Annotated in this window: 9 protein-coding genes and 1 pseudogene; 5 read left to right on the top strand and 5 right to left on the bottom strand. The window is 54.5% G+C overall.

Annotation, left to right across the window (positions count from 1 at the left end):
* Positions 1–383: 383 nt before the first annotated feature.
* The gene (gene nfsA / locus C162_RS25060; protein WP_036699014.1) at positions 384–1,136 is read right to left on the bottom strand and encodes an oxygen-insensitive NADPH nitroreductase; all 753 of its coding nucleotides are present in this window, start codon (positions 1,134–1,136) and stop codon (positions 384–386) included.
* 164 nt (positions 1,137–1,300) lie between these two features.
* Complete coding sequence (locus C162_RS25065) at positions 1,301–2,644, bottom strand: aminotransferase-like domain-containing protein (RefSeq protein ID WP_036699015.1); 1,344 nt, start codon at positions 2,642–2,644, stop codon at positions 1,301–1,303.
* A 207-nt stretch (positions 2,645–2,851) separates the two neighbouring features.
* Between C162_RS25065 and C162_RS25070 the strand changes: the two genes are divergently transcribed.
* On the top strand, positions 2,852–3,790 hold the full coding sequence (locus C162_RS25070) for a DMT family transporter (protein WP_036699016.1): 939 nt from the start codon (positions 2,852–2,854) through the stop codon (positions 3,788–3,790).
* Between the two features lie 165 nt (positions 3,791–3,955).
* Here C162_RS25070 and C162_RS25075 read toward each other — a convergent pair whose 3' ends face one another.
* From C162_RS25075 to C162_RS25085, 3 genes are all read right to left on the bottom strand, one after another.
* On the bottom strand, positions 3,956–6,409 hold the full coding sequence (locus C162_RS25075; protein WP_036699018.1) for a heavy metal translocating P-type ATPase: 2,454 nt from the start codon (positions 6,407–6,409) through the stop codon (positions 3,956–3,958).
* 118 nt (positions 6,410–6,527) lie between these two features.
* Positions 6,528–6,728 (bottom strand): copper ion binding protein, encoded by a 201-nt coding sequence (locus C162_RS25080; protein ID WP_036699020.1) that lies wholly within the window; start codon positions 6,726–6,728, stop codon positions 6,528–6,530.
* 365 nt (positions 6,729–7,093) lie between these two features.
* Positions 7,094–7,372 carry a metal-sensitive transcriptional regulator gene (locus tag C162_RS25085; RefSeq protein WP_235218520.1) on the bottom strand — a complete coding sequence of 93 codons (279 nt, stop codon included), beginning with the start codon at positions 7,370–7,372 and terminating at the stop codon, positions 7,094–7,096.
* A 335-nt stretch (positions 7,373–7,707) separates the two neighbouring features.
* Between C162_RS25085 and C162_RS25090 the strand changes: the two genes are divergently transcribed.
* The 4 genes and pseudogenes from C162_RS25090 to C162_RS25105 all read left to right on the top strand — a co-directional run bounded on the left by C162_RS25090 (position 7,708) and on the right by C162_RS25105 (position 11,241).
* Complete coding sequence (locus C162_RS25090; protein ID WP_036699026.1) at positions 7,708–9,228, top strand: MDR family MFS transporter; 1,521 nt, start codon at positions 7,708–7,710, stop codon at positions 9,226–9,228.
* Positions 9,206–9,796 carry a PadR family transcriptional regulator gene (locus tag C162_RS25095; RefSeq protein WP_327196393.1) on the top strand — a complete coding sequence of 197 codons (591 nt, stop codon included), beginning with the start codon at positions 9,206–9,208 and terminating at the stop codon, positions 9,794–9,796. Before C162_RS25090 ends, C162_RS25095 begins: the two co-directional genes overlap by 23 nt.
* Before the next feature lie 229 nt (positions 9,797–10,025).
* Entirely contained in the window at positions 10,026–10,238 is a 213-nt protein-coding gene (locus tag C162_RS25100) for a hypothetical protein (protein WP_036699028.1), read from the top strand.
* A gap of 65 nt (positions 10,239–10,303) precedes the next feature.
* Positions 10,304–11,241 (top strand): annotated as a pseudogene (locus C162_RS25105) (aldo/keto reductase).
* Positions 11,242–11,765: the final 524 nt, after the last annotated feature.

The raw sequence follows: 11,765 nt of genomic DNA on the forward strand, positions 1-11,765 counted from the left end.
TCGAAACTTTTTAAGCTTTGCCTTTCTCGCTTCCGCGATGATTCTGTTGAAGTAGCTTCAATATGATTAGTTTTCAGACACGCCCTAGACATGTTACTAGCTGCGGTGCATTGTTGCATCGTTTGCAGGAATTTCGATGTTTTGAGCAAGTTTGTGCTAGCTTTGTTGCATTTCGTGCACGATTTCCGCATAAGCCGCTTATTTTCGGCAGCATTGTTGCACTTCTTGCAGGAAATTCAATATTTGTTACTGGCTGTGGCGTACTGAGCCTGCGTACCTTCGCGCCAGCCTACAGTATTCGGTTTTACGCATACGTTCGGTCCATCCTCCCCCAATCAAAAAAAGGCCTCCCCCACAGACTCTGGAGAAGGCCTTTCTGTTCACTACCTCTGCATGAATCCCTTGCTGAGCAGGAATTCCTTCATGTGCAGCCTGGCAGGCTGAGCCAGCCGGCCGGCCATCATCTCCGACCAAGAGGCTGCGCTCTGGCCGCCGGTACGCTCGCGCATGTAGTTGCTGGAGATCGCGTCGTACACCTGGGCCTGTTCCACTGCGGCTTCGGCATTGTAGCCGTTATGATGCAGCACCGCCGCCTGCGGCAGGCGCGGGCGGATGCCGTTCACAGCGGCCGGATATCCGAGGCACATGCCGAAGACCGGATAGACCAGCTCCGGCAGGCCGAGCAGTTCAGATACCGCAGCGATCTCATTGCGGATGCCGCCGATGTAGACAATGCCAAGGCCGAGCGATTCTGCGGCAACAGCAGCATTCTGCGCGGCGAGCGCCACATCGACAGTCGCTACAATCAGATTCTCGGCCGTGTCCTCATAGGACGGCTTCCCCTCCAAATGCGGAGCGGACGCTTCCCGCAGCCGGTACAGGTCCGCACACCAGACCAGAAAGACCGGACACTGTTCGATGTACGCCTGATTGCCGGATAAGGCAGATAACTGGGCTTTCAGTGCTGGCTCCGTTACAGCAATAACTGTGTACGCCTGGACATTGCTGGAAGTCGAAGCCATCTGTCCCGCTCCAATCACTGCTGACAGCAGCTCGTCGCTGACCGGCTTGTCCTGGTACTGGCGGACAGAGGTATGACGGTTCAACAGCTCAAGGGTTTCATTCGTTATTTTCATTATCGTCCCACCTCTCTTCACTCCTATATAAGCCTATTATGATCCCATTTCGCGGCCCATACAACAAGAGTGGCTCCCTTCCAGCCTCTTTCAGACTCTTCCGCCCTCTTTCGCCTCTTGCTCCTCTTCTTCCTCTTCTTCCGCCTCTACGGCCTCTACGGCCCCTACCACCCGCTCCCGCGCTTCACCTCCTGGACAACCGTCAGGATTCCCTCATCAATCTGCGTAAGCCCCGCCCGGGAAATACTGATGCGCAGGAATTTGTCCCGGGTCTGGTAACCCGGCAGATAGAAGCCATTCCCGGGTACCACGCGGATCTTCCGCCCGGCCAGGCGCTTGACCAGACGCTCCAGGTTGACGGTGAGCGGCAGCTTGAACTGGATATAGATGCCGGAGCTGTCCGCAGAGGCTTCGATTAAGCCGTCTGTATTATGCCGCCCGAGTGCTTCGTATACCGCGCGGATTTTTTTGGCATACATGGCTTTGATCTTGTGCCTGTGATGCCCGTACATCCCGTTCTTGATGTATACCTCAAGCGCAGCCTGTGACAACAGCGAGGTATCGGTGTAGCCTTTATAGGAGCGGAAGGCCTCCAATAGGGGCTGCGGCACAACCACCGCACCGAGCCTAAGGCCCGGGAAGATGATTTTGGAGAAGCTTTTGAGATAGATGACATGGGAAGTCTGGTCATACGCATAGATCGGGTCATAACGCCGTCCGATCCCCAGATCCGCCATATAATCATCCTCGGCGATGTAGACATCGTATTTGGCTGCCAGTCCGGCAATGACCTTGCGTTCCTCTGTGCTGTAGGTTGTCCCAAGGGGGTTGTGATATCTGGGCATCGTATAAAAAAACTTAAATCTCCCGCTGGCGAACTTCTCCTCCAGCTCCTGCAGGTTAATGCCCGCCGCCGAACGCCCGATTCCGCTCACCGGCAGGCCCTCAGCCTCCAAATACCGCAAAAAAATATCATACCCCGGCTGTTCCACCAGAATCTCCGTTCTGCCGCTGGGAAAAGGCATTCTAGCCAGAATCTCCAGCGCCTGCTGAATCCCCGAGGTAATCAGAATCGACTCCGCCTTGGCGAACACCTGATACTCCGCCAGATGCGACACCAGGGTGCGGCGCAGCGTCTCCAGCCCCAGGGCATCACCATAGGTGAACAGATGGTATTTGTACTGATCAATCGCCTTATTGAGGCAATGCTGGAAGTCCAGGTACGGAAAGACGTTCAGATCCGGCGAAGCCGAAGCAAAATCAACCGTCCCTTCGCTCCCCGCCGCTGCCGAATCGTCACTCTTGTCCACCATGTAATAGCCGCTCTGCGGAATAGAGTAGATTGTATGCGTCCTCTCCAGCTCCCCGTATGCCTTCAGAATCGTACTGACGCTGCAGCCGTAGATTTCTGAAGCACTGCGCACAGACGGCAGCTTATCCCCCGGGCGGTACTGCCCTTCCTTCATCTGCCGCTCCAGCTCTGTGATCACCTGATGATATTTGTTCATCGCCCGCCTCCGTTCGCCGTCATTACCCTACTATGCCGTGTATTTTATCCTATTATTCTTCCCTTATTATATAGGATCGCGGCAGACTGTACCGGTACAGTTGAGGAAAGCTTGTATTGTTGGTGTACGCCTTTTCCTTTAATTTTAAAGTAATAGATCGAATGTTTACAGCATCCAATCTTCACTAACCTATAAGGAGATGTACCCATGCACAAACAAGGACTCAAGCTGGCCTACAGCTTCGCCGTACTCAATGCGGTCATTATCGGCTTCTCTTTCCTGTTCACCAAAGTGGCTCTCGTTCATGCCGGGCCGCTCGACACGCTGACCTTCCGGTTCGCCGCCTCGTTTGCCGTGATGTCGGTTCCGGTCGCCCTCGGCTGGGTCAAGGTTTCCTACCGGGGCAAGCCGATTGGCCGGGCCCTGCTGCTCGCCGCGATGTATCCGCTCGGCTTCTTCACCCTGCAGGTCTTCGGACTTCAGCGCGCCACCTCAGCCGAGGGAGGCATCCTCTATTCATTCACTCCGGTGGTGACGATGATCATCGCCTCGATTTTCCTGAAGGAGAAGACCACCCTGCTGCAAAAGCTGTGTATCTTCCTCTCGGTATTCGGCGTGGTATTCATCTTCGTCATGAAGGGAAGCGGCATTCAGCTGTCCAATATGACCGGGATTGTGCTGCTGTTCATGACTTGTCTCGCTTTTGCCGGGTACAGTGTGCTGGCCCGCTCCCTCTCCAGCCACTTCAGCCCTGCTGAGCTCAGCTATCTGATGATGGGAGTCGGCTTCGCCACCTTCCTGATCATCTCGCTTACCGGACATACAGTCAGCGGCACGCTCGGGGATTTCCTGAATCCGCTGGGAAGCACAACATTTGTCCTGTCCGCCGTATATCTGGGGGTGGTCGCCTCGCTGGTCACAACCCTGACTTCAACCTATATTTTATCCAAAATCGAGGCCTCACTCATGAGCGTCTTCACCAACCTCTCCACCATCGTATCCATTGCAGCCGGAGCGATCTTCCTGGGTGAGCAGATCACGGTCTATCACTGGATCGGATCATTCCTGATCATCGCCGGGGTTATTGGCACGAACCTGCTGGGCCGGAAAAAGACCGCTGCGGCTTCCGCAGCAGCCAGCGAATAAAGCAGCATAGATTGAATTCGCCTAGAAGGATAAGTTATCGTGTGAAACATATAACTTCTTAATATTCTAAAATAAAGAATCGCCGGCAGATACACACCGGCGATTCTTTGCGTTGCGGCCTTCTGTCCGTCCGGACGAATCCGGCTGCGGATGGCCGCATCATTCTTACAGCTTGACGCGCTGTAAACGCAGCGCGTTCAGTACAACAGATACCGAGCTGAAGGCCATCGCGGCTCCGGCCAGCCAGGGCGCCAAGAAGCCGAGCGCCGCAATCGGGATGCCGAGCGTGTTGTAGGCCAGCGCCCAGAACAGATTCTGCCTGATATTGCGCATGGTCTTGCGGCTCATCAGGATCGCATCCGGGATGCTCATCAGATCGCCGCGCATCAGCGTGATGTCCGCCGCCTCCATCGCTACATCGGTGCCGGTGCCGATCGCCATGCCCGTATCCGCGGTTGCCAGCGCCGGAGCATCGTTGATGCCGTCACCGACCATTGCTACCTTGACTCCGCCGCTCTGGAGCCTGCGGATCTCTTCCGCCTTGCCCTCAGGCAGCACCTCCGCCAGAACCGTGCGGATGCCCGCCTGATCCGCAATCGCCTGGGCCGTAATCTTGTTGTCTCCGGTAATCATGATAACCTCAATACCCATAGCATGCAGCCGGGCTACTGCCTCGCGTGAGGTATCCTTAATCGTGTCAGCCACGGCAATCACTCCCGCTACCGCATCCTCCACGGCTACCAGCATCGCTGTTTTACCCTCTTGCTCAAGCCGGGTCATGATCCCTGTCCACGGCTCGATATCCAGCCCGTTCTCCACCATCATCCGCCGTGTGCCTACACTTACCTTCTGGCCGTCCACTACCGCCGACACCCCGCGGCCTGGTACCGCCTCGAACTGGCCCGCAGGCGGCAGGTCGATTCCTCTACCCTGTGCTCCAGCCACAATGGCCTCCGCCAGCGGATGCTCCGAGAGCTTCTCCGCAGCCGCTGTTATGGCCAGCAGCCGGTTCTCGCCAAGCACCCGGCCTTGCGCAGCTATTGCGGTAGTTGCTACAATATCGGTCAATACAGGCTTGCCGTTGGTCACGGTCCCGGTCTTATCCACGACAACCACCTTCACGCCCTTCGCAGCTTCCAGATGCTCCCCGCCCTTGAACAGGATGCCGAACTCGGCGGCCCGGCCGGACCCGGCCATAATGGAGGTTGGCGTCGCCAGTCCCAGTGCGCAAGGACAGGCGATGACAAGCACCGCAATGGCTTTTTCCAGGGCCTCTGCAAACTGCCCCGGCGCTCCCCAGATATACCAGACCCCGAAGGTTACAGCAGCAATACCAATCACAATCGGCACGAAGATCCCGGAGATGACATCAGCAATCCGCTGGATCGGTGCCTTCGAGCCCTGCGCTTCCTCCACGACTCTAATGATATGTGCCAGCGCCGTATCACGGCCGACCTTACGGGCTTTAACCCGCAGCATTCCGTTCTTGTTCATCGTAGCTCCGATAACAGAATCCCCCGGCTTTTTCTCCACCGGGATACTCTCGCCTGTGAGCATGGATTCATCGACGGAGGACAACCCCTCAACGACTTCACCGTCTACAGGCACCTTCGTGCCGGGCTTCACCAGCACAATATCGCCGATCACTACATCCTCCACGGGAATGCTCAGCTCCGCGCCGTCACGCAGCACCAGTGCAGTCTTGGCCTGAAGCCCCATCAGGCTGCGGATCGCATCCGACGAACGCCCCTTGGCCAGCGCTTCTAACCACTTGCCTACGAGAATTAACGTGATCAGAACCGCACTGGTCTCGAAGTACAGCTCCACGGTGTGGTGCATCCCGCTCATTTTCAGAGAATCAATCGTCAGGTATAAGCTGTAAAAATACGCCGCAGAGGTACCCAGCACCACCAGCACATCCATGTTGGCACTGCCATTCTTCAGCGCCTTATAGGCGCTGACATAGAACTGCCAGCCGATCACGAACTGAACCGGGGTCGCCAGCACAAGCTGGAACCAGGGATTCATGAATAGCTCAGGCGTCCAGATCCAGGTTGTGAACGAGAAGTGGCCCGCCATGGCCCAGAGCAGCGGGAGAGACAACAACGCGGAGATCATCCACTTATTCCGCTTGCGTGTAATCTCTTCACTGCGCTGCTCCGCGATATCCTTCCGGTCCTGCTTAAGTGACGCCTTATAGCCGATGCTGCTCACCTTATCCATAATCTCGGCTGTACTGACATTGCCCGGCGAATATTCCACATGCGCAGTCTCCAGCGCCAGGTTGACATTCACAGCCGCGATCCCCGGCATCCGTCCCAGCACCTTCTCAATGCGCGCCGAGCAGGCGGCACAGGTCATGCCGGTAATATCGAAATCCGCCGACTCCTTCAGCGTATCGTAGCCAAGGGAGCGGATCTTCTCCTCGATCTGCGGCACATCCATAACCGCCGGGTCGAAGCCCACCGTAGCCTGCTCCAGTGCCAGATTGACATTCGCCCGGGATACCCCCTCCATGCGAGACAAGCCCTTCTCAATCCGCGCCGCACAGGCGGAGCAGGTCATGCCGGTAATCTGCAGCGTTGCCTGCTGCGGGGCGGCCTCTGTACTCTTTTCCATCCTCATGCACCTCCACATACCCCCAAGGGGTATATTTATCTTGAAAAGAAAAGGCATTGGCGCCCGGCCCTGTACCCCAGGGTTCCCTGCTCCAAGCCCTTATATTACAAACCTTAGCTTACACTACGTCGTAGCCCTGATCTTCAATAGCGGCCTTGATCTTATCCAGGCTTACCGCATTCTCATCGAATTCAACCGCCACCGTCTTCGCCGGCAGATCCACCTTCGCTGCAGCGCCTACACCGCTCACAGCCTTCTCTACAGCACTTACACAATGACCGCAGGACATTCCTTCAACATTCAGTGTTACGTTCGACATTTGAATAACCTCCTAATTATTGTTGGTACACGCTTAATTTGTGTTCATATTCTACAGCCGGATATATAGATTGTTCCGTGAGGAAGGGGTAGCTGTGCTTGATTGTACTTTATACAACAGATGCCGGATAAATCAGCCTCTGAGTGGAATCTATTGTATTTTGTACATTAGTTTTTCTGCTTTTAGGCACTTTCACCTTATTTCCCTGACTTCAATTGTACGGAATACAATAGAATGGATATTTTAATCGTTAAGCAGGAATTCTATTGCACAAAGTACAATCAGACCCTTGGTCGTTATTCTTTTTTCTTCCTCACCACAGCCTGGAGAATTCGAACTATTAAATCCCATACAAAGCACAACCTTTATTTCATCAGCTTGTTCACCGTAACCAGCAGTTCGTCAATCACCTCATGCTCACCGGCTTCGATCCGTTCGATAATGCAGCTCTTCATATGGCCTTCAAGCAGCAGCTTGCCCACACTGTTCAGGGCCGCCTGCACCGCCGCCAGCTGATTCAGCACATCATCACAGTAGGTATCCCGTTCAATCATGCCTTTGACTCCGCGGATCTGCCCTTCAATCCGGTTCAGCCGGGTCGTCAGCCCATTCTTGAATTCCGGGGAATGATGACTCTTACGCACACCGGAAGCAGTAGAATGGCAGGCTTCTGCACAATCCTGTCCGGCAGGGTCCTTCTCATTTGTAGACACAGGAATCAGCCTCCTTATTACCAATATAATATACCCCCCATGGGTATGTCAAGACCTCAGGTGACAAGCAGCCTTTTTCCCTCCTCCAGATACTTTGCCCTATTGCAGCAGGAATAAAGGACCGGCAGATAAGGAATACCAAGTACACGCATGCAAGTTCCCAGCAGATCCCAACCTGTATGTCCTCTTTAAAAAAACAATTGCCACCCTATTCAAATTTGACTATAATGAAATTCCATTGAATTTTAAACATAAAGGAGCTTAACATGCACAGCAAAGAAAGTAATCTCAAGCTCGTCATTGTCGGACTGCTGCTCGGTATTCTGATGTCAGCCATGGATAACACCATTGTTGCCGCAGCTATGGGCACGATTGTCTCCGACCTCGGGGGACTGGATAAAATCGTCTGGGTCACCTCCGCCTACATGGTCATGGTTATGGCCGGAACCCCAATCTTCGGCAAATTGTCCGATATGTACGGACGCAAACGGTTTTTCATCTTCGGGCTTATCGTGTTCCTGATCGGCTCCGCCCTGTGCGGAACGTCGGCGAGCATTACCCAGCTCAGTATTTACCGTGCGATACAAGGGATTGGCGGCGGAGCACTCATGCCGATTGCCTTCACGATTGTCTTTGACATCTTCCCGCCTGAGAAACGAGGTAAGCTCACCGGACTCTTCGGTGCTGTCTTCGGAATCTCCAGTGTGATTGGGCCTCTGCTTGGTGCGTATATCACCGAATATGTGAGCTGGAACTGGATTTTCTATATTAACCTGCCCATCGGGATTGTCTCGTTCTTCCTTATTATGACCTCCTACAAGGAATCCATCACGCATTCCAAGCAACGGATTGACTGGGGCGGCGCGTTCACCCTGGTGGCAGGTATCATCTGCCTGATGTTCGCCCTGGAGCTTGGCGGTAACCAGTATGCCTGGGATTCTGCGGCCATTCTCGGACTGTTCGCTGCGTTCGCCGTGCTTCTGATCGCCTTCATTATCATTGAAAAATTCGCGGCAGAGCCGGTCATCTCTTTCGCCATGTTCCGGCAGCGCCTGTTCGCAACCAGCAGTATACTTGGCTTGTTCTATGGTTCAGCATTCATCGTAGCAACGGTATATATCCCAATATACGTCCAGGGGGTATACGGCGGCTCCGCCACCAATTCCGGCCTGATCCTGATGCCAATGATGATCGGTACCGTAATCGGCAGCCAGTCCGGCGGTCTGCTTACCACCAAAACGAGCTTCCGCAACATCATGCTGCTGTCAGCAGTCTGCTTCGTGGGGGGGATCTACTCCCTCAGCACCTTGACCCCGGAGACCCCCCGGATGGCGCTTAATGCCTTCATGGCGCTGACCGGCTTCGGTGTGGGCTTCTCCTTCTCCGTGCTCAGCCTGTCTTCGATCCAGCATTTCGACATGCGCCAGCGCGGTTCGGCAACGTCCACCAGTACCTTCATGCGCTCGCTCGGGATGACGCTGGGGATTACAATCTTCGGCATTATCCAGCGCAACCACTTCGCCTCCGAGCTGAGCACAGCCTTCGGAGACAGCGGTCAGGCCGCTTCCTTCGGCGACCCGCGTTCCGCGTTAACACCCGAGGCGAGAGCGCAGATTCCGCCGCCTGTCCTGGAGAAAATCACGAACTCACTGTCTTCATCGATCTCGCATACCTTCTTGTGGGCCATCGTTCCGGCGGTGCTTACGGTGGTCTTCGTCCTGTTGATGCCGAAGGACCGTCTGCTGCCGCAGGGCAGCCAGCACGGTGCAAATCAAGGTCAGCGGTAAGCCCATGCCGATGAAGCTGCTGATTCTGGGACTTTTGCTGGAGCGGAATATGCATCCCTACGAGATTACCCTGGTCATGAAGGAACGCTCTATGGATCAAGTCATCAAGCTTCAGACCGGTTCCTTATATTACGCCGTGGACAAACTGGCCGCAGGCGGCCACATCGAGGCGGTGGAGATCATTCACAGCCCGGACCGGCCGGATAAGACCATCTACCGCATTACGGATAAAGGCAAAGAATTGATGGAGCAGCTCATTCTCCAGCAGATTAAGAAAAGTGATCCGCCGTATCATCCGCTGTACATGGCCCTGGCCCTCGCGCGTCATATCGACCAGGGCAAGGTGGCGAAGCTGCTGGAGGAACGCATCCGGGAGGCGGAGCATCAGGTGAATTATGCCTATCAAGTATACGAGGAGCATATCTCCATCGTGCCCCGCTCGGTGCTGCATATGATGTACGGCAGATATGAACATAGCCAGACCGAGCTGAAATGGCTGAAGCGCCTGTATGAGGATGTAGCCGTCCGCAGACTGGATGATATCGGCAGACCGATTATCGGAGACTAATAAAATACCTATGAACCAGGGGGATTGTCTATTCTGCCGTTACCGGCAGCAGGCAGTCCCTTTGGTGTCTGGAGTACGTCCTCGTATCGCGGATTTCAGCCGCTGTAACTGTTTAGCGAAGACAATATGTGTTTATGTAGGGAGCAAACCGCCGGCGAGCGGCTTAGGCAACTGGACTGAATGCCAACCCCCGCCTGACGGATACTCTGGAAAGGGAAGTGAAGCCGCTATGAGCGATGACAAAAAGCCGATCAGAGACGAGCGTGACCACCCGGAGCAATACCCTACAGATAAGCCCAGCCTGTTCGATGTAGATGAGAGCCAGCAGCATGTGGACCCGATACCCGTAGAGGACCTGACACTCGAGAAAGAGGAAGAGAAGGATAAAGAGACCACGAAGCACCGTTCCTCCAGCGACAAGCGATACCACACCGGGTTCTAAAGGTGTAGGCTTGTCCGGTAGCATAACCGGAGCATTCTCAAGCTGAATACTATGGAGGGATCACTTTGCTGAAGGCGTTACCCCTTAACCAGCGCGGCATACCTGCCAGCCGTATCGCGCTGGGCTGCATGGGACTGGGAGGAGGCTGGGACCGCGAACCGGTCACCGCTGCGAATATGAAGCAGGGGCATGAGGCGCTGGATGAAGCGCTGTCGATAGGTATTAATTTTTTTGACCATGCGGATATCTATACCCGGGGCAAAGCGGAGAAGAGGACATCCTGCTTCAGTCGAAATGCGGCATCAAGCTGATGGAGCCAGGCGAACTCTCTAATAGCTTCGACCTCTCCAGGGAGCACATTCTGTCCAGTGTTGATGGAACTCTCACACGGCTGGGCACAGAGTATATTGATATTCTGCTGTTGCACCGCCCCGATCCGTTAATGGACCCCGAAGAGGTGGCGGAAGCGCTGCATCAGCTCAAGGCCTCCGGCAAGGTGCGCCACTTCGGCGTCTCCAACATGAGCGCCGCCCAGATCCAGCTGTTACAGACTTATTGCGACGAGCCGTTCATAGTCAATCAGCTGCATATGAGCCTGTCCAAAATCAGCTGGGTCGACGCCGTACTCGGCGTGAACCGCGACCCGTGGAAGGACATTACGTTCCCGGAGGGCACCATGGAGTATTGCCGTGCCGGGAACATCCAGCTACAGGCCTGGGGCCCGCTGGCCCAGGGACTCTTCAGCGGACGGCCGCTTGACGGCCAGCCGGACAATGTTGTGAATACAGCGGCCATGGTACGGAGACTTGCTGACGAGAAGGCTACGACACCCGAGGCTATCGTCCTGGCTTGGCTGATGACGCATCCCGCAGCTATTCAGCCCGTCATCGGCACTGTGAATCCGCAGCGGATATCCGCCTGTGCAGGCGCAGACCAGCTGGAGCTATCCCGCAAGGAATGGTATGAGCTGTACATCACCTCGCGCGGGGAGAAACTTCCTTGAGTTTGTATTATATTGGGAATTTCGTGAAGGAACAGGTTCAGCGAATTCGGACATTTTCATAAAACTAGCGGAGAGGGGCTGTCCTAAAAACCATGAAATGGCTGCTTAGGACAGCCCTTTATTGCGGAGTAGAGTCAACGTGAGCACTTGAGTGGACGCTCCGCTGTTTAAGTGGTAACGAAACACCCAATCATAAGAGAATATCATTTGAATTCTCTTCCACAACAGAGAAAGCAGCGATTCTCCATTAACGGAAGTATCGCTGCTTTTGGGACAACCCCTTCTTTGCCAACGAATACACTAACCCATTCGTTTAGCCGACTGGTGCAGCATCCGAATTGTGTTCGGTTTAATACGAAAATAAAAATATCGGAAAATGCGCCGCAGACTGGGTTTTTGACAAAAAAAGACCCACCACCCCAAAAAAACGTTTCGTTTTTTTTGAAAAAGGGAAGACTATGGGATAGGATTCAATTGAACACTATATCCTAACTGCTGGATATATTTCACGTACCTATCTAACG

Source organism: Paenibacillus sp. FSL R7-269 (assembly GCF_000517865.1).
GTDB lineage: Bacteria > Bacillota > Bacilli > Paenibacillales > Paenibacillaceae > Paenibacillus_AQ.

Coding starts and splice junctions, on each gene's coding strand:
- nfsA (WP_036699014.1), bottom strand. CDS start 1,136: ATGAAAATAACGAATGAAACCCTTGAGCTGTTGAACCGTCATACCTCT.
- C162_RS25065 (WP_036699015.1), bottom strand. CDS start 2,644: ATGAACAAATATCATCAGGTGATCACAGAGCTGGAGCGGCAGATGAAG.
- C162_RS25070 (WP_036699016.1), top strand. CDS start 2,852: ATGCACAAACAAGGACTCAAGCTGGCCTACAGCTTCGCCGTACTCAAT.
- C162_RS25075 (WP_036699018.1), bottom strand. CDS start 6,409: ATGGAAAAGAGTACAGAGGCCGCCCCGCAGCAGGCAACGCTGCAGATT.
- C162_RS25080 (WP_036699020.1), bottom strand. CDS start 6,728: ATGTCGAACGTAACACTGAATGTTGAAGGAATGTCCTGCGGTCATTGT.
- C162_RS25090 (WP_036699026.1), top strand. CDS start 7,708: ATGCACAGCAAAGAAAGTAATCTCAAGCTCGTCATTGTCGGACTGCTG.
- C162_RS25100 (WP_036699028.1), top strand. CDS start 10,026: ATGAGCGATGACAAAAAGCCGATCAGAGACGAGCGTGACCACCCGGAG.